Annotated in this window: 15 protein-coding genes; 11 read left to right on the top strand and 4 right to left on the bottom strand. The window is 52.7% G+C overall.

What is annotated here, in order from left to right; translation table 11 throughout:
- Nucleotides 1-10: 10 nt before the first annotated feature.
- Nucleotides 11-1,012 (top strand): hypothetical protein, encoded by a 1,002-nt coding sequence (locus ACQY8X_RS12290; RefSeq protein WP_428035436.1) that lies wholly within the window; start codon nt 11-13, stop codon nt 1,010-1,012.
- A complete protein-coding gene (locus tag ACQY8X_RS12285) occupies nt 1,012-1,524 on the top strand; it encodes a DUF501 domain-containing protein (protein WP_428035435.1) in 513 nt (170 codons plus the stop codon). Before ACQY8X_RS12290 ends, ACQY8X_RS12285 begins: the two co-directional genes overlap by 1 nt.
- 60 nt (nt 1,525-1,584) lie before the next feature.
- Here ACQY8X_RS12285 and ACQY8X_RS12280 read toward each other — a convergent pair whose 3' ends face one another.
- Both ACQY8X_RS12280 and coaD read right to left on the bottom strand, forming a co-directional pair.
- A complete protein-coding gene (locus ACQY8X_RS12280; RefSeq protein WP_428035434.1) occupies nt 1,585-1,833 on the bottom strand; it encodes a YfhL family 4Fe-4S dicluster ferredoxin in 249 nt (82 codons plus the stop codon).
- A 35-nt stretch (nt 1,834-1,868) separates the two neighbouring features.
- Nucleotides 1,869-2,348: a pantetheine-phosphate adenylyltransferase gene (gene coaD / locus ACQY8X_RS12275; RefSeq protein ID WP_428035433.1), complete on the bottom strand. Its 480-nt coding sequence runs from the start codon at nt 2,346-2,348 to the stop codon at nt 1,869-1,871.
- Between the two features lie 186 nt (nt 2,349-2,534).
- Here coaD and ACQY8X_RS12270 point away from each other — a divergent pair, with 186 nt between their 5' ends.
- Both ACQY8X_RS12270 and ACQY8X_RS12265 read left to right on the top strand, forming a co-directional pair.
- The gene (locus ACQY8X_RS12270) at nt 2,535-3,797 is read left to right on the top strand and encodes a M48 family metallopeptidase (protein WP_428035432.1); all 1,263 of its coding nucleotides are present in this window, start codon (nt 2,535-2,537) and stop codon (nt 3,795-3,797) included.
- Nucleotides 3,798-4,045: 248 nt separating this feature from the next.
- Nucleotides 4,046-4,786 carry a sulfite exporter TauE/SafE family protein gene (locus ACQY8X_RS12265; RefSeq protein WP_428035431.1) on the top strand — a complete coding sequence of 247 codons (741 nt, stop codon included), beginning with the start codon at nt 4,046-4,048 and terminating at the stop codon, nt 4,784-4,786.
- A 310-nt stretch (nt 4,787-5,096) separates the two neighbouring features.
- Here the strand turns inward: ACQY8X_RS12265 and rsmD are convergent, their stop codons facing one another.
- Together rsmD and ACQY8X_RS12255 are read right to left on the bottom strand one after the other, a co-directional pair.
- Nucleotides 5,097-5,705, bottom strand: coding sequence for a 16S rRNA (guanine(966)-N(2))-methyltransferase RsmD (gene rsmD, locus ACQY8X_RS12260; RefSeq protein ID WP_428035430.1), 609 nt, complete (start codon nt 5,703-5,705; stop codon nt 5,097-5,099).
- Nucleotides 5,706-5,736: 31 nt separating this feature from the next.
- Complete coding sequence (locus tag ACQY8X_RS12255) at nt 5,737-6,987, bottom strand: hypothetical protein (RefSeq protein ID WP_428035429.1); 1,251 nt, start codon at nt 6,985-6,987, stop codon at nt 5,737-5,739.
- A 165-nt stretch (nt 6,988-7,152) separates the two neighbouring features.
- Here ACQY8X_RS12255 and ftsY point away from each other — a divergent pair, with 165 nt between their 5' ends.
- The 7 genes from ftsY to ACQY8X_RS12220 all read left to right on the top strand — a co-directional run bounded on the left by ftsY (nt 7,153) and on the right by ACQY8X_RS12220 (nt 12,844).
- The gene (gene ftsY / locus ACQY8X_RS12250; protein ID WP_428035428.1) at nt 7,153-8,409 is read left to right on the top strand and encodes a signal recognition particle-docking protein FtsY; all 1,257 of its coding nucleotides are present in this window, start codon (nt 7,153-7,155) and stop codon (nt 8,407-8,409) included.
- Nucleotides 8,410-8,491: 82 nt separating this feature from the next.
- Nucleotides 8,492-9,154, top strand: coding sequence for a cell division ATP-binding protein FtsE (gene ftsE, locus ACQY8X_RS12245; RefSeq protein ID WP_428035427.1), 663 nt, complete (start codon nt 8,492-8,494; stop codon nt 9,152-9,154).
- Nucleotides 9,144-10,163 carry a permease-like cell division protein FtsX gene (gene ftsX / locus ACQY8X_RS12240; RefSeq protein ID WP_428035426.1) on the top strand — a complete coding sequence of 340 codons (1,020 nt, stop codon included), beginning with the start codon at nt 9,144-9,146 and terminating at the stop codon, nt 10,161-10,163. The genes ftsE and ftsX overlap by 11 nt, the downstream gene beginning before the upstream one ends.
- 246 nt (nt 10,164-10,409) lie before the next feature.
- Entirely contained in the window at nt 10,410-11,267 is an 858-nt protein-coding gene (rpoH, locus tag ACQY8X_RS12235) for an RNA polymerase sigma factor RpoH (RefSeq protein WP_428035425.1), read from the top strand.
- Between the two features lie 121 nt (nt 11,268-11,388).
- Nucleotides 11,389-11,769: a DUF423 domain-containing protein gene (locus ACQY8X_RS12230; protein WP_428035424.1), complete on the top strand. Its 381-nt coding sequence runs from the start codon at nt 11,389-11,391 to the stop codon at nt 11,767-11,769.
- A gap of 16 nt (nt 11,770-11,785) precedes the next feature.
- Nucleotides 11,786-11,986: a sulfur carrier protein ThiS gene (thiS, locus tag ACQY8X_RS12225; RefSeq protein WP_428035423.1), complete on the top strand. Its 201-nt coding sequence runs from the start codon at nt 11,786-11,788 to the stop codon at nt 11,984-11,986.
- Nucleotides 11,987-12,046: 60 nt separating this feature from the next.
- A complete protein-coding gene (locus tag ACQY8X_RS12220; protein WP_205211553.1) occupies nt 12,047-12,844 on the top strand; it encodes a thiazole synthase in 798 nt (265 codons plus the stop codon).
- The last annotated feature ends 112 nt before the right edge of the window (nt 12,845-12,956 follow it).

Genomic DNA, 12,956 nt, shown 5'->3' with positions numbered 1-12,956 from the left:
CTGAATTTCTATGTCTGTTCCACCGTGCCGATTTTCTATTGCTGCGACTGATGCACCAATAGAGCTACTGCCCCGGGATCTGAGTGTCTGGCAACAGGGCAACTGCGGGGTTGATTATGTACACCGGCTGGATTCAGGCCAGCAAGGGCCGGAACTGGTGATTCAGGCGCTCACCCACGGCAATGAGATCTGTGGCGCGAATGCCCTGCTGTGGCTGCTGGAAAACAATATCCGGCCGCTGCAAGGCGCGCTGACGCTGATCTTTGCCAATGTCGACGCCTATAAAACCTTCGATCCCCAGCGCCCGTTTGCCAGTCGCTGTCTCGATGAGGATATGAATCGTATCTGGCTGCCCTCCCGGCTGACCTGCCCGGATAGTCGTGAAACCCAGCGTGCCGTTGCCCTGCTGCCCTTTGTCGAAAATGCCGATAGTCTGCTGGACCTGCACTCCACCACCTTTGCCGTAGCGCCGATGCTGATCTATCCACAGACGCCCGGTAATCGTGATTTTGCTGATCAACTGGGCTTTCCTTTCCCGCATCTGCTGTATGATCTGGGCAGTTATCATCCCGGCATTCTCATTTCTGAGCATGAACGGCATACCGATGGCGGCGTATCACTGGTGGCTGAGTGCGGCCAGCATTTTGCTAAAGCAACTACGGCTCAGGCACTGGCGATCACCCTGCGTTTTATTGCGTTGCATGGCATGCTGGACCCGGCGGTGGAACTGCCCGAGTGGGGCTATCAGCCGGATAACAGTGCGGGCCATTATCGTATCGACCGGGTGTTAACGGCGCAGAGCGAACAGTTTCGCTTTGCTGAGCCTGTCAGAGGGTTTGAGCAGTATAACAAGGGCGAGCTGATCGCCACCGATGATCAGGAGCTGATCGCTGCGCCATTTGATAACTGCGCCCTGATAATGCCCGCCAGAGTGCCGGTACAGGGTGAAGAGGTGGTCACCCTGGCTGAGCGTTTAGAGCCTTTGAAGCAGAACCAGAATCAGGAGCTGTAATGTCCGTCTCTGTACAACAACATGAACTGATCGAACAGCAGTTAGGTCGTAAACCCCGCGGGCTGGTGGAGATCGCCTGGCAGACGGCACAGGGTATTCCTGCAGTGTTGCAGATGCGCTCACTGGTGGATGATCAGCCCTTTCCAACGCTCTACTGGCTGAGCTCTAAGGATCTTTATCAGGCGATTGCTGAGATCGAAACTGGCGGAGAGGTAAAGCGGATAGAGCAACAGCTTGAAACCGACGATGAGCTGCGCGCAGCACACCTGGCCGACCAGCAACGCTATGTCGATCTGCGCTGGCAGCTGATGGCCGACAGCGACCGGCAGCGTATTGATGAACTGGGTTTTACCGAACTGTTTAATCAGTATGGCATTGGCGGTATTCGTCACTGGGATAAAGTCCGCTGCCTGCATATGCAGTACGCTTACCATCTGGCCGTGGGGGGAACCGCGATTGGCCAGCTGATTGATCAGCGGTACGGACTGAACAACCGGCATCTGTCCCTGTAGTGGACATATGACAGATATAAAAAAGCAGGCCTCAGCCTGCTTTTAATACCGTGTAAGTGCTTACTTACCGGTTAGCTTATGGTATTTCTCCATCAGCTGTTCTTCATTTTCAACGTGATCCGGATCTTTAGGGATACAGTCTACCGGACACACTTCAACACACTGTGGCGTGTCATAGTGACCAACGCACTCAGTACATTTTGAAGGGTTGATCTCATAGATCTCATCACCGGGAGCAATCGCCTCGTTAGGGCATTCCGGCTCACATACGTCACAGTTTATGCATTCATCTGTGATAATTAATGCCATTGTGGCTACCTCACTGACTCGTAATTACTTAAAAATTAGCGTCCGAAATGATCTTTCAGTACCTGATTGACTGAAGGATGCACAAATTGTTCTACGTCACCACCCAGACTCGCAATTTCACGAATCAGTGTCGATGAAATAAAGGACAGGTGCTCTGCCGGCGTCAGAAAGATACTCTCTGTCTTCGGCGCTAGCTTGCGGTTCATATTGGCAAGCTGAAACTCATATTCAAAATCTGAAACAGCGCGCAGTCCGCGCAGGATTATATTAGCATTCTGCTGACGTACCAACTCAGCCAATAAGCAATCGAAGCCGATCACTTCAATATTATCCAGATGCGATGTTACCGTTTCTACCAATCTAACCCGTTCTTCCAACCGCAGCAGTGGTTCTTTATTGGGGCTGGATGCAATGGCTACAACTACCTTATCGAACAGCTTGGAAGCGCGTTCAACCAGATCGGCGTGGCCATTCGTTATTGGGTCAAATGTACCCGGGTATACTGCAATGTTCATTATGAGTTCACGTCTACTCTGCTTGAATGAATATTAGCAAATCCGCAAGTGCGCGATATTAGCTGAATTGCAAGGCTATCACAAATACAATAATGGAATGTATTGATCTTTGGTGGTTATAAGAAAAAATATTTTAATAATATTATAGAATATAACCATTAGAACGGACGAATGAAAGGTGATCGGATGATAGTAAAGCAACGCTTAGCTCAGCTGCTGATGCTGCTTAGTGTCGCTCTGTTGAGTGGCTGCCAAACCCTGCAGAATATTGATAAAGGGTTGTACGACGTGGCTGAGTCGATAACAGAAACCGACCGGGTAACCGGGCAGCGAACTCTTAGCGCGGCGGATCGCAGTGCTCAGATACGTCAGGGAAACGCTGCGGTAGAACAGTTACTGGCAGAGGAAAAAAAGGCCGGACGCAGGGTAAATGACGCGCTTGACAGAAAACAGTATCAGCGCCTGGTGCGGATATTTGACCGTATTCATCAGGTCAGTCACCTGAGTGAGGAGCGCTGGCAGCCGGTGCTGATCGATCGGGATACGTTTAATGCATTCACCACCGGAGGAACTTACATCGTAGTCCACCGGGGGCTGATGCAACAGCTTAATGATGCCGAGGTGGCTGCCGTTATCGGCCATGAGATCGCCCACACCGTTGCCAACCATGTAGGCGAGCGACAAACCTCCCAGCAAATTAGTCTGCTGGCCTCCAGCGCCGCCCGTAAGCAGGGTTATCAGGCGGCTTACACCCATGAGCTGGAACGGGAAGCGGACCGTATCGGCGTGTTATACGCCGCACTGGCAGGCTATGACCCCTACGCCGCCACCGGCATCTGGCAGCGGCAGTTGAAACAGGAAGGCAACGCCCGCAGCCTGTTTGCCCATGATCACCCGGTGAATGCCGAGCGTGCTGCCGAAACCAAGGCCCTGGCCGAGCGGGTAAAACAGTATTACCAACCGGGCCGGATCAATCCCAACGCCGCCTTCCTGCGCGACAATAACGCCCTGTGGCAGAAACACCAGAATCGCGATCAGGAGCTGGCCGGCGAAGGCGGTGGAGTTGCCGCTATTCTGTCCACCGCCCTGGGCGCGTATGTAGATCATCAGCAAGCAAAACAGGAAGCGGTGCGACAGGCGCAGTATGCCCAGTTTGTCAAAGCGGTAGAAAGCTATATGAAACTGGAGCAACAGCGCCGTGCAACCGACAACAGCTGGACCACCCGCTGGCGCTATTCCGGCAACCTGCCGCTCAAAGGCGTCATCATGGGCTTTCTCGCACAGGACAGCGCAGGCAAAATCCACCGCTATGTTGCCCATCAGCCCGGTACCGTCCGCCCGGGCCAGCGCTTCAGCCTCACCTTTAAAACCAACGACGGCCTTACACTGAAGCAGATAGAAGCGATGAAAGCCCGGTATTACGTTGATGATGCCATGCCGGCGAGGTAAAGCTCTTTTAAGTGGCTAGTGGTTAGAACGTCGCTTCGCGACTGCTAGTGGCTAGTCAGAGCCTCCGTTAGCGCGGAGGCTTGAAGCGGGTTTGTGGATAAATACTGAGGCTTGACGCTTAATTTAGCTATGTGTGTGGATGGTCATCTATCGACACTAAACTGTCATTCAACGCACTGGTGCTAAAGGGTATAGAGACGTAAAATCTCAGCTTCTATTTCAGAGGTGTTACAGTAGGCGCTCATGATATGTTTGATGCAGTAACCATTATGACGATTGTTGCAACTTTTCTTCTAGCGGGTTCAGTTAAGGGGATTACTGGACTGGGGCTACCTACTGTAAGCCTTGCAATATTGACTGTCGCTATCGATATGCCAACAGCGATGGCGCTACTTTTAGTGCCTTCATTTGCAACCAATATTTGGCAAGCCGCAGCGGGAGGCAACGGGCGAGACGTATTGGTGAGGGTATGGCCTTTCCTGTTAGCAGCAACTATTACAGTGTGGCTCGGTGTGATCGCTCTAACCAAGGTTGAAATCTCGACCCTATCAGCTTTGCTTGGTGGGTTGCTTATTGTTTACGGGGCAACAAATTTGGCAGGCTACAGCTTACGATTGTCAGGAAATAACGAGAAGTGGACAGGGCCTTTCTTCGGTTGCATAAACGGGGTACTTACAGGAATGACGGGGTCTTTCGTCGTTCCAGGTGTTTTATACTTACAAGCGATTGGCTTGCCGCGTGATGCCCTCGTTCAAGCGATGGGGATGCTCTTTTCACTATCTACATTGGCTCTTGCTATAGCTCTACAAAGAAATAGCATGTTGTCTCTGGAACTCGGTGCTATCTCAACATTAGCACTTATCCCTGCAATGTTGGGAATGGTCATAGGCCAGAAAATAAGGAAGAACCTGTCAGAGACAAAGTTCAAAAGAGTTTTCTTTATATCACTTCTTTTGTTGGGGACATCTATCGTCATCAATACGTTCTAATATGGTTATCAAGTGCTTCCTTTTTCACTCACCTTCTGGTGACTAAAAAATGTCTGCTTTTGGCACAAAGCAGACTATCTCCGATGACTCCCTTATAAAAAACCACCTACGAAGCCCTCATTTATCAAACAGCGTGAATAGTCTATAAAAAGGCTTTTGCGAGCTACGGGCAAGTCGCGCTTTTTGTGACGTTCGAGCTACAAGCAACGGCTCTTTTCTGTGCTTTTTCTAGCAAGGAAACGAAGTTTCCGTCTAACAACTAGCAAGTGACGAAGTCACGTTCTAGATAAGCTAGCCGCGTAGCGGCGTTCTAGCTCCTTTTGTAAAGCCGATAAGTCACCTGCCCGGCGGTTTTTTCCCGATACAGTTCCCAATTATCCGGCACCATCGGATTGGTTAGCTCTTTTTCGGTTTCGAGGTAGATCATGGCGTGGTCTGCGAGCATGCTTTTCTGTTCCAGCAGCAGGCAGCACTGCTCGGCGAGTTCTTTGCGGAAGGGCGGGTCGATAAAGACGACATCGAACTGGACTTCGAGGTCGCTGCTGCGTTTTTCCAGCCAGTCGAGCGCAGAGCCGGTGATCAGTTCTGCCGACTGGGTTTTCAGGTCCTGTATGTTTTGCCTCAGCTGGCGGATGACGACGGCTGAGTTGTCGATCAGGGTGACCTGGGCGGCACCGCGGGAGAGGGCTTCGAAGCCCAGTGCGCCGCTGCCGCTGAACAGGTCGAGGCAGCGGCCGCCGGGTATGTACAGGGCCAGCCAGTTGAACAGGGTTTCCCTGACCCGGTCGGGGGTGGGTCTTAGGCCTTCAACTTCAGGAAAGTTCAGCTTTCGGCCACGCCATTCGCCGCCAATAATGCGCAGCTGCTGATTTCCTGAACTGATTTTTTGAGAGCTTCGCTCTGGACGGCGTCTGGCCATGTTAATTCCTTAATGTCGAACTCGGTATCTGTCAGAAGGCGGGCAGGATTATTTGATAATGGCCCGAACTGCTGAGGAAGTTGCTGATCTTTTGCCGGACCTGGCTGTTGTCGGCCTGTTTAAGGCGGGCATTGAAGCTGTTCAGGTAGTCGGTCGGTAGTTGATAGAAGGCGATGGTATCCAGCAGGCCCAACTGATTGTCGGTCTGCTCCATCTGCGTATCGAAGCTGTTCTGTAGCGCGGTGCGGGTGTTATCGATCAGTTCATCGCTGAGCTGCGCCTGCAGTGAATCCAGAAGTTGTGTCAAATCGGTCCCGGCGTTGATCTGCGAACCCTGCAGAATCATAGCGAGATATCCCTGTTTGTCCAGTGACTTCCAGATCAGCCGGGAGGTTGCCAGGCCTTGCTGCTGTAACAGTTGTTGCAGTGTTCTGACCGCCAGTAGCTCGGTGGCGAAGCTTTCCTGCTGTCTGCCTGGCAGGGCAATGCCCCAGAGTATATAGGTTTGGTTATTCTGGGGCTGTAGCCGCTGAACCGCCGGTGCAAGCGCCACCGATGCGCTGAGGGGGGGAGCAGCTGTTGCGCTGAACAGCGGGCTTAGTGGCTCAGCCAGGGATTCTGCCAGCGACTGTACATGCGGCCCCTGAAGTGTCAGGGTGAGTGATGCCGGTTGGGTGCTACTGCGGTAAAAGTCGGCAAAACGCTGCAGAGGGTGAACCGATACCGGGTTACTTATCTGGCTGGTGAAACGCTCCAGCAGGCGATTCTCGGGGTCTTTCAGGTTGAGATACTGCTCTGCTTCCAGTCGCTGCCAGCGCTTTTCAAGATCGTTGCCGGGCTGATAATTGCTGAGTTGCTGTAGCAGTGTGGTTGTCATCTCTGCGATTGTGCTGTGTTCCTTGCCACGGTTTTCTGGCAGGGTGATGAAAAGGGTGATGCGGTCTGCCGACGCTTCTGCGGCGAGTGTCACTCCGGGTTGGCTGAACAGTGGCTGGGTTGATAAAACGGCCAGATGCTGCTGAATCTGCTGTAGTAACAGTTGTTGCAGCAACTGCTGCTCACCATTGATCGCGGCGCCTGTCCGCAGTAGTACCCGGAGCTGGAGGTAGGTGGCTTTATCCTGACTAACATAGTACAGCGGACTATCTGCCAGCTTTTTTATGCTGATAAAGTTGGCCGATCTGTTCTGACCAGCCGTCAGTAATACAATCACAATGGCGACAACCCAGGCGATAACCTTCAGATAGGTTCGGTTGAATAGCGGTGATTTGGCTTTCGGCATTGGTTGTTCCTGGTCATTTTCTGGCACTGTTTTCAGTGCCCCAGCCGGACTTTACTATGGTAAGATAACCGACCTAAATGAAACATACAGGACGACTCGCAGTTGGAACAGGGATCCCCCTGTTTTTTTGCATCTTCAGCGCCTGACATCGGACAGTAATCAAGCATGTTTAAGAAGCTTAAATCAATTTTTAGTTCTGAGAAAGATGAGTCTCAGAAAGACCTGCCAGAGGTTGCCGACGCGCAGACAGGAATCTCTGAATCGCCCGAGACCGCAGTCGTTGACGCAGCTGTTGTTGAACATCAGGAGGCGGAGACTGTTGCTACTGTGGCAGAGGCCAGCGCTATAGAGGAGTCTGAACCGGTAGCGGTTGAAAATATGCTCGCTGACACTGTCGTTGCCGAACCGGAAGCCGCGTCCGTTGTTGCAGCTGACGCTGAAACGGCTCAGCCGAGCGAGCCTGAAGTAGCCGAAGAGTCGATGGTGAAACCTGAGCCAGAACAGAAAACGGGCTTCTTCGGCCGTATCAAAGCGGGCTTGAGCCGCACCAAGGCAAATCTGACCGAAGGGCTGGGGGATCTGTTTCTGGGGGCCAAGCAGATCGATGATGAGCTGCTGGAAGAGATCGAAACTCAATTATTGGTTGCTGATGTCGGTGTTGAGGCAACGACGGAGATTATTGGCAAGCTGACTGAACGGGTAAAACGCAAGCAGCTGGCGGATGCCGATGCACTGTATAGCGCGTTGAAGGCGGAGTTGGCATCACTGCTCGAAACGGTCGAAAAGCCGATCGATTTCAGTCAGGCTAAAGGGCCGTTTGTGTTGTTGATGGTGGGTGTCAACGGCGTGGGTAAAACCACGACTATTGGTAAACTGGCGAAGAAATATCAGGCCGAAGGCAAGTCGGTGATGCTCGCTGCTGGTGACACCTTCCGGGCTGCGGCGGTTGAGCAGCTGCAGGTGTGGGGGGATCGTAATAATGTGCCCGTGGTGGCGCAGCACACCGGGGCTGATTCGGCATCGGTGCTCTATGATGCACTGCAATCGGCCCAGGCAAAGAAAATAGATGTGTTAATTGCCGATACTGCCGGTCGTCTGCAGAACAAGGACAACCTCATGCAGGAGCTGGAAAAAGTGGTTCGGGTGATGAAAAAGCTCGACCCGGATGCCCCCCATGAGGTGATGCTGGTGCTGGATGCCGGTACCGGTCAGAACGCTATGAGTCAGGCAAAGCTGTTTAAAGAGGCGGTCGGTGTCAGTGGCATTAGTCTGACTAAACTGGACGGCACCGCAAAAGGCGGTATTATCTTTGCCATCGCTAAACAGCTGGATCTGCCGATTCGTTATATCGGCGTAGGCGAGCAGGTTGATGATCTGCGTCCTTTCAAAGCGAAGGAATTTGTAACGGCGCTGTTTGATTAAGCGGTTTAAGGGACTGGTTGGAAGGTTGATTGCATAACCTTTAAAACATAATTTTTCGAAGGCTCTCTAAGGTAATCAACCGGTGATCAGTTTCGACAATGTAACTAAGCGCTATCCTAATGGCTATGACGCTCTGAGTCAGGTGAGCTTCGGCCTTGATCAGGGCGAAATGGCGTTTCTGACGGGTCACTCAGGGGCTGGTAAAAGTACCTTGCTGAAGTTGCTGATGCTGATGGAACGTCCTACTAACGGACGTGTACTGGTCGGTGATCAGGACCTGGCCAGCCTTGGCAACAGCCAGATCCCTTATCACCGCCGCCGGGTGGGGGTTGTGTTTCAGAATCACCAGCTGCTGTTCGACCGCTCGGTGTTTGACAATATTATACTGCCCCTGCGCATCTGCGGCTTTGATCCTGCAGATGCGGCCCGCCGGGCACGCGCAGCACTGGATAAAGTTGGTTTGCTGAGTAAAGAGAAGCTTAACCCGGTAGTCCTTTCCGGTGGTGAACAGCAACGAGTGGGCATCGCCCGGGCGATTGTTCACAAGCCTCAGCTGCTGCTGGCGGATGAGCCCACCGGCAACCTCGACCCGAAACTGTCTGAAGAGGTGATGCGGTTGTTTCAGCAGTTTAATCAGGTTGGCACCACAGTGTTGATTGCGAGTCACGATCTGGGGCTGATTGCGCGGATGCCTCATCGGGTTATTGCGCTCAATCAGGGAAGGCTGGTGAGCGATGGAAAATAATCTGCGCGGCAAAGGGGCTGTCCGGGTAGAGCCCAATACCAAACGGGATGCCAAGGTTCACCGGGGGGCTGAGCATCATCAGCTAAATTTCGCTGACCGTGGCCGCAGCTATCTGCGTCATCATCTGGAAGTCGCCCGGCTATCCTATCACTCGTTGCTGGCGCAACCACTGACAACCTTCATGACCCTGGCGGTGCTGGCAATCGCCCTGGCGCTGCCGGGTTCTCTTTATACCGGTTTAAAAAATCTGCAAACGCTAGGCAGCGGCTGGGATGGTGACCCCCGGGTAGCGCTGTACCTGAAGCTGACTGTTAGCGAAGCTGAAGCCGAGACGCTGAGTCGTGAGCTGTTATTACGCGATGATGTTGCCGCCACCGAACTGATAACGGCGCAGCAGGGGATGCTGGAGTTTCAGGCGATGTCCGGCTTTGGTGATGTGTTTAACTTTCTTGATTCTAATCCGTTGCCTGCGGTGGTAATGGTGATGCCCCGTGATCTGTCTGTGGCCTCGGTGCCTCTTTTACAGGCGAAGCTGCAAGCGTTGCCGCAGGTCGATGAGGCGGTGGTTGATATGGCCTGGGTACAGCGGCTGGCGGCGTTTGTGGTATTGGCAGAACGGGCTGTGTGGGTGCTGACAGCGCTGTTTGTGATGGCCGTGCTGCTGGTGGTTGGTAATACCATCCGCTTGTCGATAGAGAGTCGCCGTGAGGAGATAGTCATTGCCAAACTGGTGGGCGCCACCGATGCCTACGTGCGCCGCCCCTTCCTCTATGATGGCATCTGGTTTGGTGTTGCCGGAGGCGTGTTTGCCTGGTTGCTGATCCAGCTGAGTCTGTTGCTGCTGGATGGCCCTGTCGGACAGCTGGTCAGCCTCTACAACAGCCAGTTTGAACTGGCCGGGCTGGGATTTGTTGAAACAATACTGTTACTTCTGATCAGTATACTGCTGGGGCTATGTGGCGCATGGCTGGCGGTGGGCCGGCATCTGCGGCAGATCCAGCCGCAGTAATTAACCGTATAGCTGCTGACGGATGCCTGCGTCGTTTTGAATGTAAATATAGGTAAAGTGGCTAAACAGTAGTGCTTGCCATCTGCTAGTGTTGCCGTTATCTTTACTGGTCCGCTAAACTCAGGTAGAAAACGGTTATTGACGTTGAGTATAGCGGTTAATATAGTCGGAACTAATCTGACAAAAGAGTGTCATAGCTGTAACTTATATCGACACCCTTTAATGAATAAGTAATGAGGTTGAGAAATGGGCAAAAGCCTACGAGTCATTGAAGTATTATCTCCGGGTCAGAATCTGGAGGCATATATACGTCAGGTGACTGCGATTCCTGTTCTCACAGTAGAAGAGGAACGCGGACTGGCAGAGCGTCTGTATTTCGAGAATGATCTTGAAGCGGCACGTCAGTTGGTATTGTCTCATATGCGCTTCGTGGTCCATGTGGCTAAGTCCTATTCTGGTTACGGCCTGTCCCAGGCTGACCTGATTCAGGAAGGCAACGTTGGCCTGATGAAAGCGGTTAAACGGTTTGACCCTACCATGGGGGTTCGCCTGGTTTCCTTTGCGGTGCACTGGATCAAGGCGGAGATGCATGAATTTATTCTGCGTAACTGGCGTATTGTAAAGGTGGCGACCACCAAAGCGCAGCGGAAGTTGTTCTTTAATCTGCGCAGTAAGAAGAAAAACCTGGGCTGGCTAACCAATGCGGAAGTGACCGCTATGGCGACTGACCTGGGGGTTGATGAGCAGGTTGTCCGGGAGATGGAAGGCCGCATGAGCAGCACCGATATGGCCTTTGATGCGCCAGTGGGTGACGACGATGAGCGCGCTTATCAGTCGCCGGCTTATTTCCTTGAAGATCACAGTCAGGATCCCGCCAGTCAGCTTGAAGACGCTAACTGGGAGGAGGATTCCAACCTTCGACTGAGTGAAGCGATGGAACAACTGGATGAGCGTAGCCGCGACATCCTGGTACAGCGCTGGCTGGGTGAAGAGAAAGCCACTTTGCATGAACTGGCGGCCCGCTATGAAGTGTCTGCCGAGCGGATTCGTCAGCTGGAAAAGAACGCCATGAAAAAGATTAAAACAGCGATGCTGGAAGCCTGATCACTCAGGATTCTGGTGTTGCCGGTTATCAAGCCGCCCTCTGCTGAGCGCGGCTTTTTTATTGCTTATCGCCACCGCTAACCTTTGTTAGAATAGCCACCTCAATGTTCCGGAAGCTGTTATGTCTGCCCGTTTTGTTATTCTTTGTACTGCCCTGAGCGGCTTTATCACTGTCGCCCTCGGTGCGTTTGCATCGCATATGCTCAGAACACGACTGAGCGAGCGCCTATATGAGGTGTTGCAAACCGGTATTCAGTATCAGATGTTTCATACCCTGGCGCTGTTCGGCGTTGGCCTGCTGATGCTGCGTCAGTCTGACAGAGGCTTGCGTCAGACCGCTGTGCTGTTTATGGCGGGCATCGTTTTTTTCAGTGGCAGCCTCTATGTGCTGGCACTGACGGGACAGCACTGGCTGGGCGCGGTAACCCCGGTGGGCGGCGTGCTGTTTCTGGCGGGCTGGTTAAATCTTGGCCGGGTCTCCTTCCGGCAGTTAAGTGAATAAAAGTGGATCAATCTCAATGCTGATACAGGTAAATGGTGACACGCTGGAGGTTCAGGAAAATACCTCTGTGGCGGGTCTGATCGAGTCGATGCAACTGGGTGAACGTCGTGTTGCAGTAGAGCTGAACCTGGAGATCGTGCCCCGCAGCCGGCATGCTGAAACCCTGTTGCAGGAGGGCGACCGGGTAGAAGTGGTGCATGCGATTGGTGGCGGCTGACCGCTCCTGCTTTGATGTATGTCTGAGAGAATATTACAGAATTTAACTGGGTAGAGAATAATGTCTGAACAACTGAACGATCCTTTGATTATTGCAGGCCGTAGCTTTCAGTCCCGTCTGCTGATTGGTACCGGAAAATATCGTGATCTGGAGGAGACCCGGCTGGCGATTGAAGCCAGTGGTGCCGAGATTGTCACCGTGGCGGTACGGCGCACCAATATCGGCCAGAACCCGGATGAGCCGAACCTGCTGGATGTGATCTCTCCGGATAAATACACTATTTTGCCGAATACCGCGGGCTGCTTTAATGCCGAAGATGCGGTGCGCACCTGTATGCTGGCCCGTGAACTGATGGATGGCCATGATCTGGTTAAACTGGAAGTGCTGGGTGATCAGAAAACCCTCTATCCGAACGTGGTACAAACCATCAAAGCCGCCGATATTCTGGTGCGGGATGGTTTTAAAGTGATGGTTTATACCAGTGATGATCCGATTGTTGCCAAAGAGCTTGAGTCTCTGGGGTGTGTCTCTATTATGCCGCTGGGCTCTATGATCGGTTCCGGTCTGGGTATTCTGAATCCGCATAATATCAATGTGATTATGGAAGACTGCAAAGTGCCGGTGCTGGTGGATGCCGGTGTTGGTACCGCTTCAGAAGCAGCAGTAGCGATGGAGATGGGCTGTGAGGCCGTGCTGATGAACTCTGCTATTGCCGGTGCCCGTAACCCGATTCTGATGGCTTCGGCGATGCGCAAGGCGGTTGAAGCGGGTCGAGAAGCGTTTCTGGCCGGCCGGATGCCACGGAAGAAATATGCCAGCGCCTCCTCGCCGATGGAAGGCACTATTGTCGGTAAATAATTGATTTAACGATGAGATCGCCGCAAGGCGGTCTCATCAGATGAAAGATTTCAGCAGCCTGATCCGTTGATCAGGCTGCTTTGTTTTAAGTGAGAAGCCAGACCGATGTCAG

The sequence above is a fragment of the Amphritea sp. genome (assembly GCF_050300915.1).
Classification (GTDB): domain Bacteria; phylum Pseudomonadota; class Gammaproteobacteria; order Pseudomonadales; family Balneatricaceae; genus Amphritea.
The sequence above is the reverse complement of the archived record's forward strand: the minus strand, read 5'-3'. Positions and strand labels throughout refer to the sequence as shown.

Excerpts from the sequence above, each read along its gene's own strand:
- ACQY8X_RS12290 (WP_428035436.1), top strand. The coding sequence starts at position 11 with ATGTCTGTTCCACCGTGCCGATTTTCTATTGCTGCGACTGATGCACCA.
- ACQY8X_RS12285 (WP_428035435.1), top strand. The coding sequence starts at position 1,012 with ATGTCCGTCTCTGTACAACAACATGAACTGATCGAACAGCAGTTAGGT.
- ACQY8X_RS12280 (WP_428035434.1), bottom strand. The coding sequence starts at position 1,833 with ATGGCATTAATTATCACAGATGAATGCATAAACTGTGACGTATGTGAG.
- coaD (WP_428035433.1), bottom strand. The coding sequence starts at position 2,348 with ATGAACATTGCAGTATACCCGGGTACATTTGACCCAATAACGAATGGC.
- ACQY8X_RS12270 (WP_428035432.1), top strand. The coding sequence starts at position 2,535 with ATGATAGTAAAGCAACGCTTAGCTCAGCTGCTGATGCTGCTTAGTGTC.
- ACQY8X_RS12265 (WP_428035431.1), top strand. The coding sequence starts at position 4,046 with ATGTTTGATGCAGTAACCATTATGACGATTGTTGCAACTTTTCTTCTA.
- rsmD (WP_428035430.1), bottom strand. The coding sequence starts at position 5,705 with ATGGCCAGACGCCGTCCAGAGCGAAGCTCTCAAAAAATCAGTTCAGGA.
- ACQY8X_RS12255 (WP_428035429.1), bottom strand. The coding sequence starts at position 6,987 with ATGCCGAAAGCCAAATCACCGCTATTCAACCGAACCTATCTGAAGGTT.
- ftsY (WP_428035428.1), top strand. The coding sequence starts at position 7,153 with ATGTTTAAGAAGCTTAAATCAATTTTTAGTTCTGAGAAAGATGAGTCT.
- ftsX (WP_428035426.1), top strand. The coding sequence starts at position 9,144 with ATGGAAAATAATCTGCGCGGCAAAGGGGCTGTCCGGGTAGAGCCCAAT.
- rpoH (WP_428035425.1), top strand. The coding sequence starts at position 10,410 with ATGGGCAAAAGCCTACGAGTCATTGAAGTATTATCTCCGGGTCAGAAT.
- ACQY8X_RS12230 (WP_428035424.1), top strand. The coding sequence starts at position 11,389 with ATGTCTGCCCGTTTTGTTATTCTTTGTACTGCCCTGAGCGGCTTTATC.
- thiS (WP_428035423.1), top strand. The coding sequence starts at position 11,786 with ATGCTGATACAGGTAAATGGTGACACGCTGGAGGTTCAGGAAAATACC.
- ACQY8X_RS12220 (WP_205211553.1), top strand. The coding sequence starts at position 12,047 with ATGTCTGAACAACTGAACGATCCTTTGATTATTGCAGGCCGTAGCTTT.